Raw genomic sequence first — 25,115 nt, forward strand, 5'->3', positions numbered from 1 at the left:
TTCGCCGGTTTATGCGGTGTTCACCCGCCGGTACCGTGCGGTGATTAGCGTGATGCGGATGGGACGACGGGTAGTGCGCGGGCAGACGTTGGTGATCGCGGCGCTGGCGGTGGCGCTCGGCGCGGTACCTGCCGCGCGGGCGGTACCCGAGGCGGAGGCCGGGCCCGGCGCGGGGGCGGTGCGGCTGCTCGGCGCGCAGGTGGTACCGAACGACCTGGTTTTCCAGGGCACCGCGGTCGGTGGTTTGTCCGGGATCGACTTCGACTCGCGCACCGGCGATTACGTGCTGATCAGCGACGACCGCTCAGAGCGGAACTCGGCGCGCTGCTACACCGCCCGCTTCGCCGTCGGTCCCGACGGTCTCGGCCCGGTGAGCTTCACCGGCACCCACCCGCTGCTGGCCGCGAACGGCGCGCCGTACGGTCCGAAGTCGGTGGATCCGGAGGAGATCCGGGTCGATCCGTGGACCGGCAACTACTTCTGGACGCAGGAGGGGGAGCGTACCGCCACCGTGCTCGCCGACCCCTCGGTGCGCGTGTCCCGGCCCGACGGCGCCTTCGCGGGCGAGCTGCCGATCCCGGACAACGAACGGATGCAACCGAATTCGGGTCCGCGCCAGAACAGCGTGCTGGAGGGCGCGACCTTCGCCGCCGGTGGCGCGCTGTTCGTGACCTCGGTGGAGGCCCCGCTGCTGCAGGACGGCCCGGAGCCGACGACCACCGCGGGCGCGCCCGCCCGCCTGACCGTGCAGGCCAGGACCGGTGCGCTGCTGGCCCAGTACGTGTACCCGCTCGAGCCGGTGTTCGCCGAGTCCCGGCCGACGCCCGGCCAGGGCGGTAACGGCATCGCGTCGATCCTCGCGGCCGATCCCTACGATCCGTCGAAGATCCTGGTGCTCGAACGGGCCTTCGTGGTCGGGGTCGGCAACAAGATCCGGATCTACGAGGCCGATCTGGGCGGCGCGACCAACGTGCTCGACGCCCCGATCGGCAATGCCCGCCCGGTGACCAAGCGGCTGCTGGTCGACCTGGCCGACGTCGGGTTGCCCGCCATCGACAATGTCGAGGGCATGACCTGGGGGCCGCGTCTACCCTCGGGCGAGCGCACCCTGGTTCTGGTGAGCGACAACAACTTCGCAGCGAACCAGATCACCCAGTTGATCGCCCTCGCCGTGCGCTAGGGGCCGCGCCGGTAGCCTCCGCGTGCCCCGGCCGCTGTCCAGCGTGCCGAGCCGACGCCGCCGGTCGGTAGCGGATCGCCGCGTTTCGCCCACGCCAGGCGTCAGAATGTAATGGAGCGGCTCTCGTTTCTGTGCGCATCGGAGGCGAGTCCCCGCCGCGTGGCACTGACCTGGGCAGAATTATCCGGAGGGTGGTGGTGGAAATCATGCGGATTCGAAACTTCTGCCGACCGATGCCGGGCCGCGCTACGTTGGAGTATGCGCAGACATATCGGACATCGCGGGGTTTCTCGTGCTGTCCGCGGTCGGCGCGCCAGTTGGTCGCCGGTGACGCCGATTCGATGTGAGTTCGAGGTGGTCACATGAATCCACGGACGCGTTCGGACGAGGTCGGTCCCGACTCGACCCCCGCCGACTCGGACACCCAGCGCCACCCGCTGCTCGGCATCGCCGACGAGCTGGAGGCGATGGGGCTCTCCGATGCGAAGGAGATCGGCCGGGGTGGATTCGGCGTGGTGTACCGCTGTGTGCAGCGGGCGCTCGAGCGCGTCGTCGCGGTGAAGGTGCTCTCCTCGGAGATCGAGGTGGAAAGCCGCGAGCGCTTCCTGCGCGAGGAACAGGCCATGGGCCGACTGTCCGGCCATCCGAACATCGTCGATATTTTGCAGGTCGACGTCACGCCCAGCGGTTTGCCGTTCATCGTGATGCCGTACTGCACCCGTGGCTCACTGGAGCAGGTCATCCGCGATCAGGGCCCGCTCACCTGGGCCGATTCGCTGCGGGCCGGGGTGAAGCTCGCGGGCGCGATCGAGAGCGCGCACCGGGCTCAGATCCTGCACCGCGACGTCAAACCGGCGAACGTGCTGCTCAGCGGTTACGGCGAACCGCAGCTGACCGATTTCGGGATCGCCCGCATCCCCGGCGGTTTCCAGACCTCCAGCAGCATGATCACGGGCTCGCCCGCGTTCACCGCGCCGGAGGTGCTCAAGGGCGACGATCCGACCATCCGCTCCGACGTCTACGGCCTGGGCGCCACCCTGTTCGCGCTGCTCACCGGTCATGCGGCGTTCGAGCGGCAGGCGGGGGAGAAGGTGGTCGCGCAGTTCCTGCGGATCACCACCCAGCCGGTGCCCGATCTGCGCGAGCACGATATTCCCGCCGACGTGGCCGAGGTGATCCAGCACGCGATGGCGACCGATCCCGCCGATCGCCCCACGACGGCCTACGACTTCGGCCAGCTGTTGCGTTCGGTGCAGCGCGATCACGACCACATGCCCGACGAGATGGCGTTGCTGGAAACCGTCGCCGCGCCCGAGCCGATCGATCGTCCGGCGGAGACCTCGTCGTCGCGCCCCGCGGTGACCGCCCGGCGCAGTTGGCCGTTGACGTTGCGGCCCGCGGTGTCTCAGCACACCGGCAGTGGACGGCAGGCGGGTACGGGAGCGACCCTCCCGCCCACGGCCGCCACGAAGTTCCGGCCGCCGACCCCGGCTCGGGAGCCGGTGCCGCGCCCGCGCCTGCTGGATGTGCTGCGGGCCGGCGGCCGGCGCAGGCTGGCCGTGATCCACGCGCCCGCCGGGTTCGGCAAGAGCACGGTGGCCGCGCAGTGGCGTACCGACCTGACCGAGCGCGGTATCCCGGTCGCCTGGCTCGGGGTCGACCACGGTGACGACAACGAGATCTGGTTTCTCGCGCACCTGATCCAGGCGATCCGCCGGGTGCGCCCGGATATCGGCAACGGCTTGGATCAGGTGCTGGAGGAAAGACCCGCCGACGCAGCCGCTTTCGTGATTTCCACGCTGATCGACGAGATCCACGCGAGCGGCAGCACCCTGGTCGTGGTGGTCGACGACTGGCACCGGGTCACCGACGCGGGCGCGCACCGGGCGATGGACGCGCTGCTGGACAACGGTTGTCACCATCTGCGCTTCTTGGTGACCAGCAGGGAGCAGTCCGGCCTGCCCACCAGCCGGATGCGGGTGCACGACGAACTGGTCGAAATCGGTTCCGCCGCACTGCGCCTGACCGTGGCGGAGACCCGGGAGATCCTGGTGCAGCGGCACGGTTTCGCGCTCACCGACACTCAGGTGTCGGAGATCCACCGGACCACCGACGGCTGGCCCGCCGCCATCCAGCTGGTCAGCTTGTCCCTACGGGGCAAGACCGATCCGGTGCAGCTGCTCGCGCAACTGTCCGGGGGTAATCACGGCATTCGCGAGTATCTCGCCGAAAACGTCTTGGACACACTGGAACCCAGGATGCTCGACTTCCTGATGTCGATCGCGGTGACCGAGCGGGTGTGCGGTTCACTGGCTTCGGCGCTGTCGGCGGACGAGGACGCCGAACAGCTGCTCATCCAGGCCGAGCAGCGGGAACTGTTCCTGCGCCGGATCGAGCACGACCCGGAATGGTTCCGGATGCAGCCGCTGTTCGCCGAGCATCTGCGGGCCCGCTTGGAGCGCGCGCAGCCGGGGAAGTCGAAAACCCTGCACCGCAAGGCCTCCCGCTGGTACGCCGAACACCAGCTGCTGCGTAAATCGGTGGATCACGCGCTGGCGGCCACCGATCTCAAGATGGCGCTGGACCTGCTCGAGGTCGGCGGTATGGACCTCATCGACCGGTCCCGGCTGGCCACGCTGCTCGGCACGGTCTCGAAACTGCCGATGCAGCAGGTGGCGTCGCGGTCCAAGCTCTTGATGGCGGTGGCGCGGGCGAATGTGAATCTGCAGCAGTCCGGTGCGGCGCGGACGGCGCTGGGCCGGTTGTCGAATCTGCTCGCGCGGGGCGCGGCCACCGACGAGGACGTCAAACAGCAGCGCTGCCAGGCCGCTGTGCTCGGCGCCGCCGATCAGATCGCCAGGGACCGGACCGAAGGTGTGCTCGATCGGGTTGCGGACTGCCTGCAGAGTCCGGCGGACCTGCCCGCCTGGACCGTGTCGACCGCGGCGAATCTGACCTCGTTCGTGCGGTTGTGCGAGTTCGACTTCGACGGCGCGCGGTCCATCCAGGACTGGGCGGCGGAATATCATGCGCGGTCCAAGGATCCGCTCGGTGCGGTGTTCGGGCTGTGCGGGCGCGGCGCGGCCGCCTACGAGCAGCTCGACATTCCCACGGCGGCACAGTGTTTCCAGGAGGCGTGGGAGGTCGCGAAGGCGCGTTCGGGTCCGCGCTCGCACGCGGTGCGGGTCGCGGCGGCGCTGCTCGGTGAATTGAACTACCGCCGCGGCGATCTGGACGTCGCCGACCAGCTGCTCGACGAAAGCCACCAGCTGGTCGCCCGAGTCGGCCCAGTGGATTTCCTCATCGCGACCTTCGTGGTCGGTGCGCGGGTGAAAGCGGTACTGGGCGACCTGTTCACGGCCGCGGCCCGGCTCGACGAGGGCGCGCGGATCGCCGCCGACAACCGGCTGACCCGGCTCGGCGCGCATATCCGCGCCGAACGGGTCCGCCTCGGACTCGCGCTGGAACGCGACGGCCAGTCCGCGCAAGCACCGGCGGGAGCGCTGCATCCGGGCCACCGGATGACCGGTGCCGCCGTGCTCGCCGCCGAGGCCGAGGAGATCGCGGCCATCCGTACGCTGCTGGCCGAGGGCAGCCTCGGCTCGGACGATCGCTCGGTGCGGCGAGCACGCGCCCTGTATGCCCGCATGGTCGACAAGCACCGCCCGCGTGCGGAATTGGACGCGGCGCTGTTGCTCGCCGAATGTCTCGCCGCCGCCGGCTGGGTGGGCGAGGCCACCGGCCTGCTCCTGCCCGCGGCCGCGACCTGCGCCGAACTGGGCTGGACCAGGCCATTGCTCGACGCGGGCCCCGGTGTCGTGTCCATCCTGCGCGTGCTGCGCGCCGAAATGCCCTCCGCCGCAGCGCACACCGGCGACATAGAACTGCCCGCCCGGTTCCTGGACGAACTCCTGGACTAGGGCGGGCAATTCAACTGCGGGACGCCGAACTTCGGGTCAGCGAGGGTTTCGTCGCGCTTACGCTGTCCACCAGGGCCGCAGGGGCACGGTCCAGGTGCCGTCCGGCGGGAGCTTGACGCCGAGCACCTGGTGCAGCTGAACCACGTTGCGCTGGAAGCCGAGCCGGCAACCGGCCATGTACAGGCCCCACACCTTGGCGGTGCCCTCGCCGACCTCGGCGACGCAGGCATCCCAGTTCTGCACCAGGTTCTTGCACCATTCGTGCAGGGTGAGCGCGTAGTGCTCGCGCAGGTTCTCCTCGTGCAGCACCTCGAGTCCGACGTTCTGGATCTCGGAGATGATCCGGCCGGAACCGATCAGTTCGCCGTCGGGGAACACGTAGCGGTCGATGAAGTCGCCCGCCTTGGTGGTCCTGGTGTTGTCCGGCCGGGTGATGCAGTGGTTCAGGAACAGGCCGCCGTCGCGCAGCTTGCCCTGGATGAACTCGAAGTAGTACGGGTAGTTGTGCACACCGATGTGCTCGGTGAGGCCGATCGAGGACACGGCGTCGAAGCCGGACTCCGGGATGTCGCGATAGTCGGAGTGCCGCACCTCGGCCAGCTCGGACAGGCCCTGCTCGGCGATCTTGGCCTGGGCCCATTCGGCCTGCTCGGCCGACAGCGTCGCGCCGATCACCTTGACCCCGCGCTTGGCCGCGTAGCGCACCATGCCGCCCCAGCCGCAGCCGATGTCGAGCAGCCGGTCGCCTTCCTTCAGCCGCAGCTTGTCGAAGACCAGGCGGTACTTGTTCTCCTGCGCCTGCTCGAGGGTCTGCTCCTCGTTCTCGTAACACGCACAGGTGTAGGTCATCGAGGGGCCGAGCACGTACTCGTAGAAGGTGTTCGAGACGTCGTAGTGGTGGTGGATGGCCTCGGCGTCGCGAGTCTTCGAGTGCCGCAGGCCTTCCAGGGCGATCCGGCGCCAGCGCGGCAGCGTCTCCTGCGGCGGCGGCGCGATCGGCTTGAGCCGTTCCCAGCCGAGCGAGCGGGCGATGGCGAGCAGCGCCAGCGCCGACGGACGCCGGAACTTCAGGCTGTCCATCGCCTTCAGGATGTCGTACGGGTCGCCGGGGTGCACGCCCTCGGCGGTCATGTCGCCCGCGATGTAGGCGCGCGCCATGCCGAGATCGCCGGGCGCGGTCGCCAGGTAGTTGATGCCGCGCGGCGTCTTGATGTCGAGTTGGTACTTGGAGTCCGCCGGGCCGGTCGTGCTGCCGTCGTAGGCGGTCAGCCGGATCGGGACTTCGCCCTCGATCAGCGTCTCGAAGATCTCGGCAATGCTGAGTTTGGTCCCGAGATCGGCTAAGACGTCAGAACGGTCCTTGAATGTCGTCATTTGCGTTGCACCGCCTTCGAATACAAATCCAGCAGCCGCTGGTCCGGGTCGTAGCGTTTTTTCAGTTCGGTGTAGGTATTGCCGCCGTACAGCGCCGCGAACTCATCTTTGTCGTAATAGGAATCCGAGTACAGCGACTTATGTCCGTCGAAGTCGGTCACGGTGCGCTCGATCGCCCGGTTGGCCGCCCCCTCCGGCGCGCCGGGGACGGTGGGCACGGCCGACCAGAATCCGGCGTTGACGTAGGTCCGGTTCGGCTCCAGCGGGTACAGCGGCCAGGTGCGTTCCGTGCGGCCGGAGGTGTCGCCGGTGTCGCGCAGGCGCAGCGGGCACAGCCAGATCGGCTCGATCGGGATCTCGCGCAGGAACCAATCGACGAAGTCGGCGGTGCGCTCCACCGGCACCTCGATGTCCTGCACCACCCGCTCGCGCGGCGGGTTGCCCTTGCGCGCCTCGAGCTTGTCGGCGATGTCGTATTTGTGGTCCAGTGCGATGAGCTTCCAGTAGAAGCTGCTGCGCCGGTAGCGTTTCGGCCAGAACCGGCGGATCTTCGGGTTCTGCGTGCCGAAGGCGCGTGAGCACCAGAACCAGTCGGTGTCCCAGCGCCACAGGTAGTCGTGGATGGTCAGCCGGTCGCGTTTGGGCGCGGCGTCGTCGTGCTGGATGGACCGGTAGTAGATGTCCATATCGGTGTAGTCGCTGACCGGGCCGGGCTCGTCGGTCTGCCGGCCCAGCGTCAGGTAGCTCTCGTCGGCGGTGAAGACGACCCCGTCGAGGTAGTCCACACGCTCGCCGTCGTAGGACCGTGCGATGACGATGTCGGCGAGCGTGCGCTCGAGTTCACGCAGGTCGTGAAAGCGCAGGTGCCGGATGGCCACGAAGGGCTGCACGGTCTCCAGCTCGATCTTCAGCCGGACCGAATAGCCCAGGGTGCCGTAGGAGTTGGGGAAGCCGCGGAACAGATCCGCGTGCTCGTTGTCCGGCGTGGCGGTGATGATCTCGCCCGTGCCGGTCAGGATGTCCATCTCCAGCACGGACTCGTGCGGCAGGCCGTTGCGGAACGAGGTCGACTCGATGCCGAGGCCGGTCACCGCCCCGCCCAGGGTGATCGTCTTGAGCTGCGGCACCACGAACGGCGCGAGGCCGTAGGGCAGGGTCGCCGCGACCAGGTCCTCGTAGGTGGTCATGCCGGCCACGTCCGCGGTCTTCGCGATCGGGTCGACCGCGATGACCCCGGTGAGGCCGGAGACGTCGAGCCCCGGCGCGGGGTTCTTGGCTCTGGCTCGGAAGAGATTGGAGGTTTTCTTCGCTAAACGGACATTTGCGTTCCGGGGAATAGCGCGATAACTCGCCAAGAGTCGCTCGACCCCAGCGTGGTGCGCGGTAAACCCGGATTCGCGTGCGACCGGCGCGCGTCCGGCCTTGCCCAACAGACTCACTGCCACCCCTCGACGCTAGTACGCACCGCATTGTCAGACCACCGCGAGGGCGGGGTCCGGGGAGAAATGTCACGCATATGTTGCGAACCGGAATATCGGCCCGGGTAGAGAAGTTCGCCACACGGCTGCACCGGTATACGGCGTGGCGGCCGCTACAGGGCAGGATGTACACCGGTCGAGTTACCGTACCCGGACAAGGAGCTCATTGTGGGACAGGTCAGCGCCAGCAGTTCGATCGCCGTTGCGGCGGACCCGCAGCGCACCCTCGAAGCCATCGCGGACTACGAGACGGTGCGGCCGCGCATTCTGTCCGCGCACTACCGCGATTACAAGGTGGTCGAGGGCGGCAAGGGCGCGGGCACCGTGGCCGAGTGGACGCTGCAGGCCACCGAGAAGCGTTCGCGCAATGTGCACGCCGTCGTGACGGTGTCCGATTCGATTGTCACCGAGCGTGATTCGAACTCCACCCTGGTCACCACCTGGACGGTGACCCCGGACGGCACCGGCTCGCAGGTCACCCAGCGCACCACCTGGCAGGGCGCGGGCGGGGTCAAGGGCATCTTCGAGGGGATCTTCGCGCCGCTGGGCCTGAAGAAGATCCAGGCCGAGGTGCTCGGCAACCTGCAGAAGGAACTCGCCTGAGGTACCGGCACCGACGAACGTACCGGCACAGACGAACCGAGCCCGGCACCGCGAGGTGCCGGGCTCGGTTCGTCGTCTGGGTCTACTTCGCCCCGATGTCGAAGAGGTTGCCTTCCGGATCGGCCAGGGTGCTCCACTGCTGGCCGTACTCGTCGAAATCGCCGATGTGCTCGGCGCCGAGGCCGATCGCGCGTTCGACGTGCTGTTTCCAGTCCTCGGCGAGCAGATCGAGGTGGATCACGTTCTTGCCCGGCGTCTTGTCCGGAACCCGCAGGAACATCAGCATCGGCGCGTGGCCCGCGGCGCGGCCGACGGTGGCGAACTCGGCCGAGGCCTCGTCGTCGACCGGGACCGCCAGCAGTTCGGACCAGAACCCGGCGAGAGCCGCGGCGTCGGTGCAGTCGATGGTGACGCTCGCGAGCGACAGTGTCATGGGTTTCTCCACTTTCTCAGAGCAGGCCGATCGGCCAGCAGACTTCGGTGCGATAGGTGTCGGGATCGTCGGTGCTCTCCGGGCAGACCAGGTAGCGCTCACGGATCGGCTCGTCGAGCGACTCGTCGTGTTCGGCGACGTGGCTGCCGAGCGCGCCGTAGGTGCGGTCGAAATCGTCGAACGGCCCGTCGTGCCGGGCCACGGCGAACCGGCGCGCCGGTAGCTCGATGCGCGAGACCCGTTCGGGCAGTGCGATCTCGGCGTCCGCGGGAATCGGAACGAAGGCGACCACCTCGCCGACGTCGTTCGCGAAGAACTCCGTCGAATACGTCGCTCCGTCCACACCGTCCGGCGCGAGCCCGGCCGCTCCCAATGTCCGGTGCAGCAACGTGAACGACGCTTCGCACCACGGGCCGATGCCGGTCCGGGTGACCACCTCCGCGACGGCGAGGGCCGCGAACGCGGATTCCGAGCGATATTCGACCGCGAGCGGTGCGCCGGGAGTCAGCAGCGAACGCAGCGACGCCACCACGTCACGGGTGCGGGCCAGTTCGGCTTCCATCCGTGCGAGGTGGGCGCGCAGCGCGGCGTTGCGGGCGTCCTCGTCGGCCGCGGCGAGCACCGCCTTGATCTCGGGCAGCGGCATGTCGAGCTGGCGCAGCCTGCGGATCAGATGCGCCTGAGGCACCTGATCGGTGGAATAGCGCCGGTACCCGGAGCCGACGTCGATCGAGACGGGCGCCAGCAGTTCGATGTCGTGGTAGTACCGCAGCGTCTTCACGGTCAGGTACGTCAGCCGGGCGAACTCCCCGATGGAGACGGTCGCTGTCATGCCTTCAGCGAACACCCTCCAGCGGGGGGAGAGTCAAACTTTTCCGGATCGGGCCGGTCAGGTCAGCACGAAAGTGAGCAGCATGGTGGTCTGGACCCCGCCGCGCCACCACGAGTAGCCGAACCAGACGCCGGGGGTGACCTCGCGGATCTCGTCGTAGACCTGCGGGGTGGGGGCGGGCGCGTAGTCCAGGGCCCAGGTCGGGTTGCCGTCCAGCAGGGCAGGCGCGGTGTACACGTACGCGGGCCAGGCCTCGTAACCGGCGCCGGTGACGCGGTTGGTCAGGGTGCCGCCGTCCGGGCCGGTGTAGAAGATCTTGCCGATCCAGAACGCGGACGAAATGCCTTGGATCGAGGGCGGTCTGGTGACCCAGCCGTCTTTCACGCCCGTCGGCACCGCCCCGCGTGGCGCGTCCCGGAAGATCGCGTCCTGCTGCTCGGGCCCGCAGCGGAAGCGCAGGGCGTCGATGGTGGCGGCCCGATTGTCCGGGTAGAGGACGCAGCCGCCGCCGTAGTCGGCGGCCGCCTCGGTGACACCCGGATCGGCGGCAGCCACCGGGCCACCGACGCCGAGGAAGATGCCGGGAACACCCAGCGAGAGCACCAGCGTGCTCAGGAAACGTGCTCGGATCGCGTGCATAGCTATCTCCAGAACTGCCATACCGGTCTCCCGACCTGCCTCCGATGTTAGGTCGATCTTGATCCGGTTTAGCTGGAACTACCCAACCTGTTACCTGTCATGCGCCGCGGGCGGCTCCCGTCGGCGCCGCGCGCCCAGGGACTAGGCTGATCAGTGACACTTTCTTCAGAGAGGACATGCCGTGCAGCCCGGTGGTCAGTTCGACATGCAGCAGCTACTCGCCCAGGCGCAGCAGATGCAGCAGGCAGTGATGGAAGCCCAGGCCGAGCTCGCCGAGGCCGAAGTGGAAGGTCAGGCCGGCAACGGGCTGGTCAAGGTGACCGTCAAGGCGACCGGTGAGATCGTCGCGCTCACCATCGATCCGAAGGCGGTGGATCCCGAGGACGTGGATACGCTGCAGGACTTGGTGATCGGCGCGGTGAACAACGCGATGGCCACGGCTCAGCAGCTCGCGGCCGAGCGCCTGGGCCCGCTCTCGGGCGGCGGCATGCCGGGCTTGCCGAACTTCTGACCACCACCACGAGCGCCGCAGAGGCGAAGAGGACGTAGCCGTTGTACGAGGGTCCGGTTCAGGATCTGATCGATGAGCTGGGCAAGCTGCCCGGTGTCGGTCCGAAGAGCGCGCAGCGCATCGCTTTTCATCTGTTGCAGGTGGAGCCACCGGAGATCGACCGGCTACAGGCTGCCCTGCAGAAGGTGCGCGACGGCGTGCAGTTCTGCGTGTCCTGCGGCACCGTCTCCGACGGCGAACTGTGCCGCATCTGCGCCGACCCGCGGCGCGACCGCACCATGATCTGTGTGGTCGAGGAGCCGAAAGACGTGCAGGCCATCGAGCGCACCCGGGAGTTCCGTGGGCGATACCACGTGCTCGGCGGTGCGCTCGACCCGCTCAGCGGCATCGGGCCCGACCAGCTGCGCATCCGGGAACTGCTGGCGCGCATCGGAAACCAGCAGGACGGCGTGGACGTCAGCGAGGTGATCATCGCGACCGACCCGAACACCGAGGGCGAGGCGACGGCCACCTACCTGGTGCGCATGCTGCGCGACTTCCCCGGGCTCAGCGTGACCAGGCTGGCCTCGGGTCTGCCGATGGGCGGCGACCTGGAATTCGCGGACGAGCTGACCCTCGGGCGCGCATTGTCGGGACGCCGCGCGCTCTAGCCCGCAGCGGGCCGATTCAGCCCGTGACCGGCGGGGCCAGCCCCGAATCACCGGGGGTTGCGCTCGCTGTGGCGCGGGTTACTGTGTCGGAAATGAGCATCGAATTCCTGCTGACCACGTTCGTCATCGTGGTCACCCCGGGTACCGGCGCGCTGTACACCCTCGCGGCCGGGCTCTCCCGGGGCACGCGGGCCAGCCTGGTCGCGGCGTTCGGTTGCACGCTCGGTACCGTCCCGCATCTGCTCGCGGCGATCACCGGCCTGGCCGCGCTGCTCAACACGAGCGCGATGGCCTTCCAGACCTTGAAGTATTTCGGTGTCGCGTACCTGATCTACATGGCGTGGAGCACGTTCCGCGACAAGGGCGCGCTCGCCGTGCCCGACGAGCCCGAGCAGACCAAGCAGTCGGCGCGCAAGGTGATCGTGTCGGCTGTGCTGCTCAACCTCCTCAACCCCAAGCTGACCCTGTTCGCCTTCGCGTTCCTGCCGCAGTTCGTGCCGAGCGGTTCACCGAACGCGCTGGCGCGCATGCTCGAACTGAGCGCGGTGTTCATGCTCGCCACGTTCGTCGTGTTCGCGATCTACGGCGTGTGCGCGGCCGCGCTGCGCAACCACGTCATCACCCGCCCGGTGGTGGTCACCTGGATGCGACGCGTGTTCGGCGCTTCCTTTCTCGCGCTGGCGGGCCGACTCGCGGTGCAGAACCAGTAGTCAGAGCTCCACGCGCGACCAAGGCAGGGTCTGCATGCGGTCGCGATTGTCGGTGGCCCAGTCCCAGATCAGGGCCGAGACGGTGGCGGCGTCGAGCACCGTGGTGCCGAAGTGCTTCTCGGCCGAACCGTCCCGGTATTCGAGGGTGAACGCACCGGTCTTCTCCCGGTAGGTCTGCATGTAGACCTGGTCGTCGCGCTCCACCACCAGGTAGGGGTTCGGCGGGGCCAGCTCGGAAACCCATTGGTCGGCCAGGGTTTTCGTCAAATAGGGGAACTCGCCCGCGCCGCCGTGGGTGACCGTGGCCGGCACGTGCCCGGCCGGGTCGATGAGCCAGGCCAGCTGCGGATCGTAGACCGCGTAGTCCAGCGGGGTCGCGACCGAGAAGAGCAACTGGCGCACGAAGCCGATCGCGTCGTAGGGGCACGACACCTGCAACGCCGCACCGGTGGCGGCGCCGCCGACCGGGGCGCTGCTGAGGAAGCTGTCGTCCGCGGGCAGTTCGTCGTTGCGTTTGTTCAGCTCGGTCGCGATCTGCGCGACCACCTCCGACTCCTGCGCTCCCTGCTGGGTGCTCAGGTAAGCGTCGACCTCGGGGATCGATGACGCGACACCGGACGGCAACAACACGTGGTCATAGCTCACCCGAATAGGGTACGGGTCTGCTCAGGCGCGGCGACGGGCTACGTCGGGCTCCGCGCAGGGACAGCCGCCCGCGACGTCGCCGCAGTCGACGACGAAGGTGTGCCGGGCGTAGTCGAGATCGACGCAGCCCGCTTCGGTGCATTCGGTGCGCCTGGTGGAGTGCACGACGAGGGTGCCGTGGCAGTGGTCGATCGCGGATTCGCAGCATGAACAGTCCAGCTCGCGCATTGCTACCTCGCAGCGGGGACGAAGGGCTGAGATCGGTCCGTCATTTCGTGTGTAGCACTCCCGAGCCGCGCGGCGGGGGACGTCGGCGCCGTGTGTCGCGCGGCGGCCTCGGTGCGGCGACTCTCGCCGAACTCCACGTCCATGCCGCGGCCGGGTGTGGTGAACTTGCTGCATGGGCATCAAGGTGTCGCTCGAACACCGGACCGTCTACACCTTCGACCGGCTGGTCGAGGTACATCCGCACGTGGTGCGCCTGCGCCCGGCACCGCACTCCCGCACCAAGATCGAAGCCTACTCGATGCGGGTGACGCCGGCCGGGCATTTCTGTAATTGGCAACAGGACGCCTTCGGCAATTTCCTTGCGCGGCTGGTCTTTCCGGAGCCCGCGCGGGAACTGTCGGTGACCGTCGGGCTGATCGCCGACCTCGAGGTGATCAACCCGTTCGACTTCTTCATCGAGGACTACGCCGAGCATTTCCCGTTCCGCTACGGCGCGGACCTGCTCGCGGATCTGGAGCCGTACCTGCGGCCGGTGGACGAGGCGGAGCCGGGGTCGGGGCCCGGTGCGCCGGTGCGCGACTGGGTGGCCGCGCACACCAGCACCGCGCGGCCACGCACCATCGACTTCCTGGTGTCGGTCAACCAGGCCCTACGGCACGACGTCGGCTACACCGTCCGGATGGAGCCGGGCGTGCAGACGCCTGGACAGACATTGCGGGCCGGGCTCGGGTCGTGTCGTGACTCGGCCTGGCTGCTGGTGTCGATCCTGCGCGAGCTGGGGCTCGCGGCACGGTTCGTGTCCGGCTATCTGGTGCAGCTGGCCCAGGACGTGCCGTCGCTGGACGGCCCGTCGGGGCCGCGGGCCGATTTCACCGATCTGCACGCCTGGACCGAGGTGTACCTGCCCGGGGCGGGCTGGGTCGGGCTCGATCCGACCTCGGGCCTGTTCGCCGGTGAGGGGCACATTCCGCTGGCGGCGACGCCGCATCCCGTGTCGGCCGCGCCGATCACCGGCGCGACCGGGCCCACCGGCGCCACCATGGACTTCAGCAACACCGTCCGGCGCATCCACGAGGATCCGCGGGTCACCTTGCCCTACACCAGCTCTCAGTGGGAGCGGATCCGAAAGTCGGGTGCCGCGCTGGACGCGCGGATGGCCGCCGCCGACGTGGGCCTGACCGTCGGCGGCGAACCGACCTTCGTCTCCATCGACGACCAGACCGCGCCCGAATGGACCACCGAGGCCGACGGCGCGCACAAGCGCGAACGCGCGGTCGACCTCGCCGACCGGTTGCGGCGGATCTACGCGCCGACCGGCTTGACCCAGTACCGGCAGGGCAAGTGGTATCCGGGAGAACCGTTGCCGCGCTGGGAGATCGCGGTGGTTTGGCGGGCCGACGAGACGCCGCTGTGGACGCGCCAAGACCTGCTCGCCGACCCGTGGACGCCGGTCGGCACCGCGTGGCCGCAGCCGGACGCGCCCGCCCCCGGTGGTGCCTCGGCCTCCGGCACGGGGGCCATCGCATTGGCGAATGATGTTGAGCTGTCGAGTGTTTCGGTGAGCGGCGATGGCGGCACGGCAGCGGGCACGCAACGTCGCGGCGACGATGCCGCACTGTCGTCCGTTGCCCCCGTGACGTCCATGGCTCCCGTGACGTCCGTGGCCCCCGCGGCGACCGCGACATCCGCGGCCCCCACATCGTCCGCGGTCCCCGCGGTCCCCACATCGTCCGTGGCGTCCGTGGCGTCCGTGGCGTCCGAGGCCCCCACATCGTCCGTGGCGTCCGAGGACTCCGTGGCCCCTGCGGCCTCCGTGGCCCCCACATCGTCCGGGGCAGCCGCGCCGTCCACAACGTCTGCGGCCCCCACAACGTCTGCGGCGTCGGTGGCGTCCGCCGAGCCCGGAGGGGGCGGGGCTGCTGGGGCGCAGGTGTCGGCGGTGCAGCCGGCCAATGCGCAGGCGGTATTGCGGCCGCGTGCGTACGGTCCGGCGCGGCCGGATGCGGCACGGGCGGTGATCGCGCACGTCGCCACGGGTCTCGGTCTGCCGGACGCCCAGGTCCGTCCGGCGTACGAGGATCCGCTGCTCCGATTGGCCGGGAAAGCCCGTGCGCCGCAAGGTGTTCCGGTTGCACCGCCGGACGATATCGATCCCGCCGACGATTCGGTGCGGGCCCGGGCGGAGCTGCTCGCGCGGCTCGACGCCGCGGTCACCGAGCCGGCCGCCTACGTGCTGTCGCTGTACCGGCGCGACGACGGCGCGGGCTGGGCGAGCGCCGACTGGCGGTTGCGCCGCGGGATGTGCGCGGAGCAGCCCGCGGGGCGAATCGTGTTGACGGACGGGGATTCTCCGGCCGGACTGCGCCTGCCGCTCGACTCGGTGTCCTGGCATCCGCCGCGCCCGCGCCCCGACGCCGACCCGCTGTTCGTCGGGCCGCGGGCACCGGCGCCCGCCGAGCCGCCCGCGGTGGTGCAGTCCGCCGAGTGGGAACCGACCACCGCCCTGGTGGGTGAGGTGCGCAACGGAAGGCTGCACGTATTTCTGCCGCCCACCGAACAACTCGACGATTTCCTCGATCTGATCCGCCGCGTGGAAGCCGCCGTGGTCGCGCTCGACCGTCCGGTGGTGCTCGAGGGCTACCCGCCGCCCGCGGATCCCAGGCTGCGCACGCTCTCGGTGACGCCGGATCCGGGCGTGATCGAGGTCAACGTGCAGCCGACGGTCTCCTTCGCCGAGCAGTCCGAGCTGCTGTCGACGCTGTACGAGCAGGCCCGGCTGGCCCGGTTGAGCACCGAATCGTTCGAGGTCGACGGCACGCACGGGGGCACGGGCGGCGGTAACCACATCACGCTGGGCGGCGCGACGCCCGCCCGCTCGCCGCTGCTGCGCAGGCCGGACCTGCTGGTGTCGATGCTGACGTACTGGCAGCGTCATCCCGCGCTGTCGTATCTGTTCGCCGGTCGTTTCGTGGGGCCGACCTCGCAGGCGCCCCGGGTGGACGAAGGCCGCGCGGAGGCGCTGTACGAATTGGAGATCGCGTTCGCCGAGATCGCCCGGCTCACGCGATCCGGCGAGCGGTGCCACGCGCCCTGGCATGTCGACCGTGCGCTGCGGCACCTGCTCACCGATCTCACCGGCAACACCCACCGCGCCGAGTTCTGCATCGACAAGCTCTACAGTCCCGAAACTGCCAGGGGCAGAATGGGTTTGGTGGAACTGCGCGGTTTCGAGATGCCGCCGCACTGTCAGATGGCGATGGTGCAGTCGCTGCTGGTCCGCGGGCTGGTGGCGCGATTCTGGGCCGAACCGTTGCGCGCACCGCTGATTCGGCACGGCGCGAATCTGCACGGCCGGTACCTGCTGCCGCATTTCGTGCTCGCCGATATCGCCGAGGTGGCCGCCGACCTGCGTGCACACGGTGTCGATTTCGATGTCAGCTGGCTGGATCCGTTCACCGAGTTCCGTTTTCCGCGCATCGGCACGGTCGTGCTCGGCGACGTCGAACTGGAACTGCGCGGCGCCATCGAACCGTGGCACACCCTCGGCGAACAGGCCACCGCGGCGGGCACCGCGCGATACGTCGACTCGTCGGTGGAGCGGCTGCAGGTGCGGGTGGTCGGCGCGGATCGCGAGCGGTTCGTGGTGACCTGCAACGGCATGCCGATCCCGCTGCTGGCCACCGACAAGGCCGGGGTGCAGGTGGCGGGGGTGCGGTATCGGGCGTGGCAGCCACCGAATTCGCTGCATCCGTCGATCACCGTCGACGTGCCGCTGGTCTTCGACCTGATCGATGCCGAGACCGGGCTCTCGCGCGGTGGCTGCACCTATCACGTGGCGCACCCGGGCGGCATGGCCTACGCCGAGCCTCCGGTCAACGCGGTGGCCGCGCAATCGCGCCGCAACCGGCGCTTCGAGGCGGCGGGGCACACCACGGCACGCGTGGATCCCGGGGAACTACGTGCGAAAATGGCAGCACAGTCGCTGGACGGCGGCGTGGCGGGCGTGCTCGATCTGCGCCGCGCGCGGACCGTCTGGGGCATGGTCGGCGACCGATAGGCACGTCTGACAGGGGAAGCGAGGTCGGCGCGGTGACAATGCGCGAAGCCGAAGCGTCGTCGCGGGATGCGCGGCGGGCCACGAGCGCCGCACCCGGCGTGCGCGAGCAGGTGGCCGAGCAATTCGCGCGCTACCGCAGCGGCGGGGTGGAAACCGCCCCCTACGACGAATGCGGCCGGCCCACCGAGGGGTACTACGACGAACTGGTCGACGCCGGCGGCCGGGTGCGCCGGATGTGGTCGGAGCTGTCCGCGGATTTCGTCGAACTGGGCACCACCGGCCTCGGCAGGCTGGACAGCCGCGTGCGCCGGCTGATCGAGGACGACGGCATCACCTATACCGAGGTCACCGGGTCGGGCGAGCAGGCGGTGACGACGCCGTGGCGATTGGACCCGATTCCGCTGCTCATCTCCGCGGACGACTGGACCCGGCTGGAAGCCGGTCTGGTGCAGCGGTCCCGGGTGCTCGACGAGGTGCTCACCGATGTGTACGGCCCGCGCCGGATGCTCACCAACGGGCTGCTCCCGCCGGAGGTGATCTTCGGTTACAGCGGCTATGTCCGTGCCGCACATGGCATCACGGTGCCGGGGCGGCATCAGCTGTTCCTGCACGCCTGCGATATCAGCCGGTGGAGCGACGGCCGGTTCCGGGTCACCGCCGACTGGGCCCAGGCGCCGTCGGGCGCGGGCTACGCACTCGCCGATCGCCGGGTGGTGTCGACGGCGATCCCGGAGGCCTTCGAACACTCGAATCCCCGGCCGCTCACCCCGTTCGCCAGGGCGATGCGGCTGATGTTGATCGAGTCGGCCCCCGAGGGCGAGGCCGACGATCCCGTGGTGGTGGTGCTGAGCCCGGGTGTGCACTCCGAAACCGCTTACGACCAAGCCAATCTCGCGTCCATGCTGGGCTTCCCGCTGGTGGAGAGCGCGGACCTGGTGGTGCGCGACGGCGCACTGTGGATGCGCTCACTGGGCACGCTGCGCCGGGTCGACGTGGTGCTGCGACGGGTGGACGCCGAGTTCTCCGATCCACTCGACCTGCGGCCGGACTCCCGGCTGGGCGTGGTCGGTCTGGTGGAGGTCCTGCGCAGGGGCGCGGTGACCGTGGTGAACACCCTGGGCAGCGGCCTGCTGGAGAACCCGGCGCTGACCGGTTTCCTGCCGCGCCTGGCCAAGGCGCTGCTCGGCGAGGATCTGCTGCTGGAGAGCGCGCCGAGCTTCTGGGGCGGCGACGACAAGGAACGCGCCCATCTGACAAAGAACCTGCACCGCTTGATCATTCGGTCCGCCATCGACGGTGCGACGATCTTCGGCCCCGCGCTGTCCATCCGGCAGCGGGCGGACTTGCGTGCGCGGATCGAGGCCACCGGCTGGCAGTGGGTCGGCCAGGAGCCCGCGCAGTTCTCGGTCGCCCCCGCGGTGGAGGGTTACGGCGGACTGACCCCCGCGCCGGTGGGCATGCGGCTGTTCTCGATGGCCCGGCGCGGCGGCTACACGGCGATGGCGGGCGGCCTCGGCCAGCTGCATCAGCGCACGCTGCCCGATCGAGTAGTGATCAAGATCGCCGCCAAGGACATCTGGGTGCGAGCCGCGCAGGCACCGGCGCCCGCGGTCGGCACCGAGGCCCCGCACGAGGAGCGGGTTTCGCGGCGGCTGCCGATTGTGGCGGCGATCAGCTCGCCGCGCGTGCTCAACGACCTGTTCTGGATGGGCCGCTACAGCGAGCGCGCCGAAGCCGCGGCTCGGCTGTTGATGGCCACCCACGAGCGGTACCAGGACTTCCGGTACCGGCCGTGGTTGGAGGGCGCGGAGGCGGTGCCGGTGCTGATGGCCGCGCTGGCGCGGGCTACCGCGACCGTCGCACCAGCTGCGGTCTTGTTCGGCACCCCGGCCGACGATGTGCTGCCACCCGCGGACACCGGAGCGGGCCTGACGCCGGATCGCATTGCGACGCAAACGAGTTCGGCAGGCAGTCAGACCCAGACCCAGTCGGGTGCGAGGGCGGCCGCGCAAGGCGACTCAGGACAGTCGCAGTCGATGGGCGCACCCGCCGCGGCCGATTCGCCTGAGCCCCAGCCGGATTCCGAAATCGTGACCGGCACGACGGAGGCGGGCGTGCTCGGCCAGGCGATCGCCGCGGCCGCGACCGCGGCGGGGATGGCGGACACCGGTACCGATCCGGTGGATCCGCCGGCCCGGCCGGCGGTGGCCGGGGCCTCCCGCGAGGGGCACGACTACCTGGTGGCGTTGACCGTCGACCGAGATCTGCCCGGCTCCTTGGCCTTTGCGGTCGATCGCTACGCGAACGCCGCGCGGGCCGTGCGCGACCAGCTCTCCAACGACACCTGGATGATCCTCAGCGCGGTGGACCGCGCCATGGCCGAATACCGTGGCTTCGGCGAGGATCGCGAAGCCGCGCTGTCGGCGGTGCATTCGCTCACGCTGGCCGCGCTGCTGTCGCTGTCCGGGATCGGCGCGGAGTCGCTGGTGCGCGACTCCGGCTGGTACGTCATGGATATCGGCAAACGCATCGAGCGCGGGCTCGCGCTGACCGCGCTGATGTCGGCGGCGCTGACCCAGACCTACCCGGAGGAGGCCGAGCGGGTGGTCACCGAGTCGGTGCTGCGGGCGGCCGAATCGCAGGTGAGTTACCGACGGCGGCACCGGGATTCGGTGCGCATCGCGGCCGTCGCCGGGCTGCTGCTCTTCGATACCGCCAACCCGCGCTCGCTGGCCTATCAGCTGGACCGGCTCGACGCCGATCTGCGGGCGCTGCCCGGCGCCTCGGGATCGTCGCGGCCGCAGCGGTTGCTCGCCGACGCGCAACGCATGCTGCGGCGGGTGGATCCGGACGATCTGGAGGTCACCGACGACGCGGGCAGGCGCACCGAATTGGCCGAACTGCTCGACGGTGTGCACCTGCGCCTGCGCAAGCTGGCCGAATCGTTCGAGACCGCGAAACTGGCGCTGCCCGCGGGCTTCCAGCCGCTGTGGGGCAGCACCCGGGTGGTCGGATGAGCGAGCGCAACGGTGCGGCCCGGCGGTATCGCGTCGCCCATCGCACCACCTACCGGTACTCCGACGAGGTCACCAGCTCCTATGGCCGCGCGTATCTGACGCCGCGGGAATTCCCGGGGCAGCGGCTGCTCTCGCACGACGTGTCGGTCGATCCGGTGCCTTCGGACCAGTCCATCGGCTCGGATGTCTACGGCAACACCACGTCGTATTTCCATGTCACGGCCGAACATCGGACCCTGGTGGTCACCGGTGAGTCGCTGGTCGAGGTCGACCGGCCCGGTGACGCCGCGGCGGGCCCGGCGAGCAGGCCGTGGGAGACCGCCCGGCCGACCGGTGCGACGGGTCCGCTGGCCGTGGAGTTCACCCTCGATCTGCGCCCACCGGAGATCACCCCGGAGGTCACGGCGTACGCGGCCGAATCGCTGACCCCCGGGCGTCCGCTGCTGGCGGCGGTGGCCGAACTGAACAGCCGGATCCACGCGGATTTCGCCTACCGGTCCGGCTCGACCACGGTGTCCACCAAGGTCGCCGACGTGTTCGCGGCCCGGACGGGTGTCTGCCAGGACTTCGCCCGGGTCGGCGTGGCCTGCCTGCGCTCTCATGGCTTGGCCGCCCGCTACGTCTCGGGCTACCTGGCCACCGACCCGCCGCCGGGCAAGGAGCGCATGGTCGGCGCCGACGCCACGCACGCCTGGGCCGCCGTGTGGGTGCCCGGCGCCGACGCGCACGACCGCACCGGGCGGTGGATCGACTTCGACCCCACCAACGACCAATTCGGCGACGAACGCTACGTCACCGTGGCCTGGGGCCGCGATTACGCCGACGTGCCGCCGCTGCGTGGCATCATCTATACCGACGCCAAAGAGAGCACAATTACCGTTTCGGTCGACGTCTCTCCGGTGGAGGTGTGAGCCAGCGTGCGTGATTTCGCCTGTCCCCATTGTGGCCAGCAGTTGGCCTTCGAGAACTCGGTGTGCCTGTCCTGTTCCAGCCCACTGGGTTTCAGTCTCAGCACGCTCAGCCTGGTGGTGATCGGTGACCCGCCGGGTGACGCCGCGGTCGACGCGGCCGCCGGCGTGGTGGACGCGAGCCGGTTCCGGTTGTGCGACAACCTCCATGTGGCGCAGTGCAATTGGCTGGTCCAGGTGCCGCAGGACGGGGCGGGCGACGGCAACGGACAGCCGGTGCTGTGCGTGTCGTGCCGCTTGACCCGGACCCGTCCGAACGATCTGGACGCCGCGGGGCTGGCCGCGTTCGCCGAGGCCGAAGCGGCCAAGCGCCGGCTGATCGCCGAATTGACCGAGCTGGGCCTGCCCATCGTCGGACGTGACCGGGATCCGGCCCGTGGCCTGGCCTTCGACCTGCTCTCCAGCGTCGACAAGCAGGTGATCACCGGTCACAAGGACGGCGTGATCACGCTGGATCTGGCCGAGGCCAACGATCCGCACCGCGAGCAACTGCGCATCGAGATGGACGAGCCGTACCGCACGCTGCTCGGGCATTTCCGGCACGAGATCGGCCACTACTACTTCATGGTGCTGGTCGACGACGACGAGGCGCGCCGGCGCTTCCGGGACCTGTTCGGCGATCCCGACGCCGACTATCAGGCCGCGCTGGAGCGCCACTATGCCGAAGGCGCGCCGCCCAATTGGGAGTCCGACTACGTATCCTCCTACGCCACCATGCATCCCGCCGAGGACTGGGCCGAGACCTTCGCGCACTACCTGCACATCCGCGACACTCTGGACACCGCGGCGGCGTTCGGTATCGCCCCCGCCGGCGCCAGCCTCGACCGTCCGCAGGTCGGCCGCGCCGGCTTCGACAAGATCATCGACCTCTGGCTGCCCCTGGCCTGGTCGCTCAACATGGTCAACCGCTCCATGGGACACCCCGACCTCTACCCGTTCGTGCTCCCGGACCGCGTGCTCGACAAGATGCGCCTGGCCCACGAGCTCTGCGCGCGTTCGGCCGGGTGAGCCTGTCCCGGAGCGCTATTCGTGCGCGGCGTAGATCTGGGCCGAGACCTCGTCGCGCATCGTGGCGAACCCGGCCCGGTCGCGGATGGCAGCGAATCCCGGCTCGACGAGATCGGCCTTGAACGAGGTGGGCTGGTCGTAGATCACCCGGCCTGGGCGGGTACCCATGACCAGGACCCGGGTACCGAGCAGGAGCGCTTCATCGATGCTGTGCGTGACGAAGAAGACCGTCTTGCGGCGATCGCGCCACAGCGTGCGCAATTCGCCCTGGAGCCGCTCGCGAGTCAGCGCGTCCAGCGCGCCGAACGGTTCGTCCATCAGGATGATCTGTGGATCGTTGACCAGTACGCGGGCGATCTGCGCGCGCTGCTGCTGCCCGCCGGACAGCTCGTAGGGACGGCGACCGCCGAGGTGATCGAGGCCGACCAGGGTCAGCATCCGCTCCGCCTCGGCGGCGCGCCGGGCCTTGGGCACGCCACGGACTTTCGGGCCGAACTCGACGTTCTGCCGGACCGAGAGCCACGGGTAGAGGTTCGGTTGCTGGAAGACGACGCCGCGCTCGGGATCGGGTCCGAGGACGGGACGGTCGCCGACCCGGATTGTGCCCTCGCTCGGCTCGAGGAAACCGGCGAGCAGGTTCAGCAGCGTCGACTTGCCGCAGCCGGAAGGGCCGACGACGCAGACGAATTCGCCGCTCTCGAGGGTGAGATCCGTCGGGGCGAGCACCTGCGTCGGACCATCGTCGCCGGGGTAGGACTTGCTCACCCCGGTGAGGGTGACCCGGTGCCGCCGGTCGGCCTCCCCGAGCACCGTCACGAGCCAGCGCCCTTCGCGGCGTCGACGTAAATGCCGTCGCGGTAAGCGGTTTCGTCGCCGACGGCGTCGATGCCGCCCTGGCTCAACAGGAATTCGGCCGTCTTGCGCAGATCACCGCCGAAGCCGCCGCCGAGATACTTCGGGTCGGCCTGTTCGGCCGCGCCGAGATAGGTGTATCCGGCCAGCTGCGGCCCGACCAGCTTCGGGTCGATGCCGAGCTGGGCACCGATCGAGACGGCCGCGTCCGCGGGCGCGGTCCGCAGCTGCTGGACGGCGTAGTCCTGGAGTTTCGCCCAGACCACCGCGAAGCGCGCGTGCTGGTCCAGGAATTGCCGCTGCGCCACCGCCAGATCGAAGGTGGGCGCACCCGCCGCGGCGGTGTCGGCGCTGGACGTGACGACATGCCCACCGGATTCGAGCAGTTTCGACAGCGTCGGATCCCACACCCAGGCCGCGTCGATCTGGCCACCGGTCCACGCGCCGGGAATCGCGTCGGGTTTCAGGTTGATCAGCTGCACATCCGCGGCCAAACCGGCCCGCCCCAGCGCGGCGAGCAGGCTGTAGTGCGCGGTGCTGCCGAACGGCGTCGCGACGCGCTTACCGCGCAGCCCGGCCAGGTCGGTGACCGCGGCGTCCCGGGCGACCAGCGACTCCGACTTGCCGATGACATCGTGGATCCACAGCACCCGCACCGGCAGATTCAGCGGTGCCGAGAGCGCCTTGGTCGCGGGCGCCGAGCCGAGGGTGCCGATCTCGAGGCCGCCCGCGCCGAACGCCTGCACCACGTCGGCGCCCGAAGCGAACTGGCTCCAGGTGACCTTCGCGTTCGGCAGGCAGGCGGCGAGCAGCCCGCGATCCTTCACCAGCAGGTCGGCGTTGGGGATGGCCTGGTAGCCGATCCGGGCCGTCGTGGTGACGCCGGGGTCCGGGGCGAACGGGCAACTCGCCAGTGCGCCCGTCGCGCCGGTGTCGCCGCGGCCGGATTCGACGCACCCCGCCGTGGTCGCGAGGACGGCCGCGACGGCGAACCCGGTCGTGACGGCACGACGCACAGCGGATTTCATACCTTGCCTTTCCACGGAACTGCTTTGGCACCGAGAAACTTGATGACCGAGTCGAGTACGAGTGCGGCGCAGCCGATCACGATGATGCACGCGATGGTCAGCGGCGTATTCAGTTGCGTGCCCGCGATGTAGGCGAGGCCGCCGATGCCGGGAATACCGTTGTTCAGCTCCGCGGCGACGACGGTGGTCCAGGCGAACGCGGTGGCGATCCGGATACCGCCGATCACCTCCGGCAGCGTCGCCGGCAGCACCACCCGCGAAATGACCTGCGCCCGACCGGCGCCCAGTGCGCGCGCCGCGTTCAGGTAGTCCTGTTTGACCCCGGTGACGCCGGTGAGCGTGGCGATCGCGATGGGCGGGAAGGCGGCGAGGAACAGCAGCCAGATCTTGGCGACGTCGCCGATGCCGAACCAGACGATCAGCAGGCCGATGTAGCCGAGCGGCGGCAGCGAGCGCAGAAAGTTCAGGATCGGCTCGGTGATCAGGCGCACCGGTGTGAGCATGCCCATCACGAAGCCGGCCAGCGGCCCGGCCACGATCGCGAGGCCCACTCCGGCGGCGATCCGCTGCAAGCTGGCGACCAGGTGTTCCCACAGGTAATAGTTCTGTTCGCCGATCACCGTGCGGTCGACGCCGGCGGCGATCCGGTGCCGGGAGTTGGCCCGCACGAACGCATCCCACACCGCGCGGGGCGAGGGCAGGTAGAGCGGATCGACCCAGCCCGCCGCGGTGATCACCGTCCAGAGTCCGAGCACCAGGCCGAGCGCCGCGACGCGGGTGAGCACCGGCCGGATCGAGCGGCGAGAGCGGTGCGGGCGTCGTACCGGCACCGAGGCCGTCCCGGCCTCGATCGCCGGCGTCTCCGGTGGGCTGATCGCGGTCATCCGGCCCTGCCCAGCAGGCCAACGTCGGACACGACACTCTCCTCACGATTCACCGCCCAGCACGGCAAAGGTCGACGTTATCCGGGCCTGCCGGGGCG

The 25,115-nt window shown here is 69.5% G+C and carries 20 protein-coding genes; 10 read left to right on the forward strand and 10 right to left on the reverse strand.

From position 1 onward, the window contains the following. The first annotated feature begins 58 nt into the window (after positions 1–58). Together NVU01S_RS12470 and NVU01S_RS12475 are read left to right on the forward strand one after the other, a co-directional pair. Positions 59–1,180, forward strand: a complete 1,122-nt coding sequence (locus NVU01S_RS12470) for an esterase-like activity of phytase family protein (RefSeq protein WP_043677650.1) — start codon at positions 59–61, stop codon at positions 1,178–1,180. Between the two features lie 362 nt (positions 1,181–1,542). Further along, positions 1,543–5,100: a serine/threonine-protein kinase gene (locus NVU01S_RS12475; RefSeq protein ID WP_043677614.1), complete on the forward strand. Its 3,558-nt coding sequence runs from the start codon at positions 1,543–1,545 to the stop codon at positions 5,098–5,100. A 57-nt stretch (positions 5,101–5,157) separates the two neighbouring features. Here the strand turns inward: NVU01S_RS12475 and NVU01S_RS12480 are convergent, their stop codons facing one another. Further along, complete coding sequence (locus NVU01S_RS12480) at positions 5,158–6,474, reverse strand: class I SAM-dependent methyltransferase (RefSeq protein WP_043677612.1); 1,317 nt, start codon at positions 6,472–6,474, stop codon at positions 5,158–5,160. Further along, positions 6,471–7,913 (reverse strand): FAD-binding oxidoreductase, encoded by a 1,443-nt coding sequence (locus NVU01S_RS12485; RefSeq protein ID WP_052281075.1) that lies wholly within the window; start codon positions 7,911–7,913, stop codon positions 6,471–6,473. The genes NVU01S_RS12480 and NVU01S_RS12485 overlap by 4 nt, the downstream gene beginning before the upstream one ends. A gap of 207 nt (positions 7,914–8,120) precedes the next feature. Here NVU01S_RS12485 and NVU01S_RS12490 point away from each other — a divergent pair, with 207 nt between their 5' ends. After that, on the forward strand, positions 8,121–8,555 hold the full coding sequence (locus NVU01S_RS12490) for an SRPBCC family protein (RefSeq protein ID WP_029894671.1): 435 nt from the start codon (positions 8,121–8,123) through the stop codon (positions 8,553–8,555). Between the two features lie 82 nt (positions 8,556–8,637). Here NVU01S_RS12490 and NVU01S_RS12495 read toward each other — a convergent pair whose 3' ends face one another. From NVU01S_RS12495 to NVU01S_RS12505, 3 genes are read right to left on the reverse strand one after another with little or no spacing between them, the layout of a single operon-like run. Continuing rightward, positions 8,638–8,988: a VOC family protein gene (locus NVU01S_RS12495; RefSeq protein ID WP_043677609.1), complete on the reverse strand. Its 351-nt coding sequence runs from the start codon at positions 8,986–8,988 to the stop codon at positions 8,638–8,640. Positions 8,989–9,004: 16 nt separating this feature from the next. Continuing rightward, positions 9,005–9,820 (reverse strand): MerR family transcriptional regulator, encoded by an 816-nt coding sequence (locus NVU01S_RS12500; RefSeq protein ID WP_043677607.1) that lies wholly within the window; start codon positions 9,818–9,820, stop codon positions 9,005–9,007. 57 nt (positions 9,821–9,877) lie between these two features. Then, positions 9,878–10,480, reverse strand: coding sequence for a hypothetical protein (locus NVU01S_RS12505; protein ID WP_244467425.1), 603 nt, complete (start codon positions 10,478–10,480; stop codon positions 9,878–9,880). 160 nt (positions 10,481–10,640) lie between these two features. On the opposite strand from NVU01S_RS12505, the gene NVU01S_RS12510 reads away from it, so the two are divergent. From NVU01S_RS12510 to NVU01S_RS12520, 3 genes are all read left to right on the forward strand, one after another. Further along, positions 10,641–10,970, forward strand: a complete 330-nt coding sequence (locus NVU01S_RS12510; RefSeq protein WP_014981113.1) for a YbaB/EbfC family nucleoid-associated protein — start codon at positions 10,641–10,643, stop codon at positions 10,968–10,970. Between the two features lie 41 nt (positions 10,971–11,011). Then, on the forward strand, positions 11,012–11,620 hold the full coding sequence (recR, locus tag NVU01S_RS12515) for a recombination mediator RecR (RefSeq protein ID WP_014981114.1): 609 nt from the start codon (positions 11,012–11,014) through the stop codon (positions 11,618–11,620). Between the two features lie 92 nt (positions 11,621–11,712). Further along, on the forward strand, positions 11,713–12,330 hold the full coding sequence (locus NVU01S_RS12520; protein ID WP_043677601.1) for a LysE family translocator: 618 nt from the start codon (positions 11,713–11,715) through the stop codon (positions 12,328–12,330). Here NVU01S_RS12520 and NVU01S_RS12525 read toward each other — a convergent pair whose 3' ends face one another. Beyond that, the gene (locus NVU01S_RS12525; RefSeq protein WP_043677599.1) at positions 12,331–12,975 is read right to left on the reverse strand and encodes a hypothetical protein; all 645 of its coding nucleotides are present in this window, start codon (positions 12,973–12,975) and stop codon (positions 12,331–12,333) included. It lies immediately after the preceding gene. A 21-nt stretch (positions 12,976–12,996) separates the two neighbouring features. Continuing rightward, on the reverse strand, positions 12,997–13,203 hold the full coding sequence (locus NVU01S_RS12530; protein ID WP_043677595.1) for a hypothetical protein: 207 nt from the start codon (positions 13,201–13,203) through the stop codon (positions 12,997–12,999). 172 nt (positions 13,204–13,375) lie between these two features. Between NVU01S_RS12530 and NVU01S_RS12535 the strand changes: the two genes are divergently transcribed. The 4 genes from NVU01S_RS12535 to NVU01S_RS12550 are packed head-to-tail and all read left to right on the forward strand — an operon-like array spanning position 13,376 to position 22,253. After that, complete coding sequence (locus NVU01S_RS12535; RefSeq protein ID WP_043677593.1) at positions 13,376–17,260, forward strand: transglutaminase family protein; 3,885 nt, start codon at positions 13,376–13,378, stop codon at positions 17,258–17,260. 38 nt (positions 17,261–17,298) lie between these two features. Continuing rightward, positions 17,299–20,277: a circularly permuted type 2 ATP-grasp protein gene (locus tag NVU01S_RS12540; RefSeq protein WP_052281074.1), complete on the forward strand. Its 2,979-nt coding sequence runs from the start codon at positions 17,299–17,301 to the stop codon at positions 20,275–20,277. Next, the gene (locus NVU01S_RS12545; RefSeq protein WP_043677591.1) at positions 20,274–21,188 is read left to right on the forward strand and encodes a transglutaminase family protein; all 915 of its coding nucleotides are present in this window, start codon (positions 20,274–20,276) and stop codon (positions 21,186–21,188) included. The genes NVU01S_RS12540 and NVU01S_RS12545 overlap by 4 nt, the downstream gene beginning before the upstream one ends. Before the next feature lie 6 nt (positions 21,189–21,194). After that, a complete protein-coding gene (locus tag NVU01S_RS12550; RefSeq protein WP_043677589.1) occupies positions 21,195–22,253 on the forward strand; it encodes a zinc-binding metallopeptidase family protein in 1,059 nt (352 codons plus the stop codon). A 15-nt stretch (positions 22,254–22,268) separates the two neighbouring features. On the opposite strand, the gene NVU01S_RS12555 is transcribed toward NVU01S_RS12550, so the two are convergent. Genes NVU01S_RS12555 through NVU01S_RS12565 form a run of 3 tightly spaced genes read right to left on the reverse strand, consistent with a single transcriptional unit; the run spans position 22,269 to position 25,017 of the window. After that, complete coding sequence (locus NVU01S_RS12555) at positions 22,269–23,069, reverse strand: ABC transporter ATP-binding protein (protein ID WP_052281073.1); 801 nt, start codon at positions 23,067–23,069, stop codon at positions 22,269–22,271. Next, positions 23,066–24,133 (reverse strand): taurine ABC transporter substrate-binding protein, encoded by a 1,068-nt coding sequence (locus tag NVU01S_RS12560; protein WP_043677587.1) that lies wholly within the window; start codon positions 24,131–24,133, stop codon positions 23,066–23,068. The genes NVU01S_RS12555 and NVU01S_RS12560 overlap by 4 nt, the downstream gene beginning before the upstream one ends. Further along, positions 24,130–25,017 carry an ABC transporter permease gene (locus NVU01S_RS12565; RefSeq protein WP_052281072.1) on the reverse strand — a complete coding sequence of 296 codons (888 nt, stop codon included), beginning with the start codon at positions 25,015–25,017 and terminating at the stop codon, positions 24,130–24,132. The genes NVU01S_RS12560 and NVU01S_RS12565 overlap by 4 nt, the downstream gene beginning before the upstream one ends. Positions 25,018–25,115 lie beyond the last annotated feature (98 nt).

Source organism: Nocardia vulneris (assembly GCF_001613425.1).
GTDB lineage: Bacteria > Actinomycetota > Actinomycetes > Mycobacteriales > Mycobacteriaceae > Nocardia > Nocardia vulneris.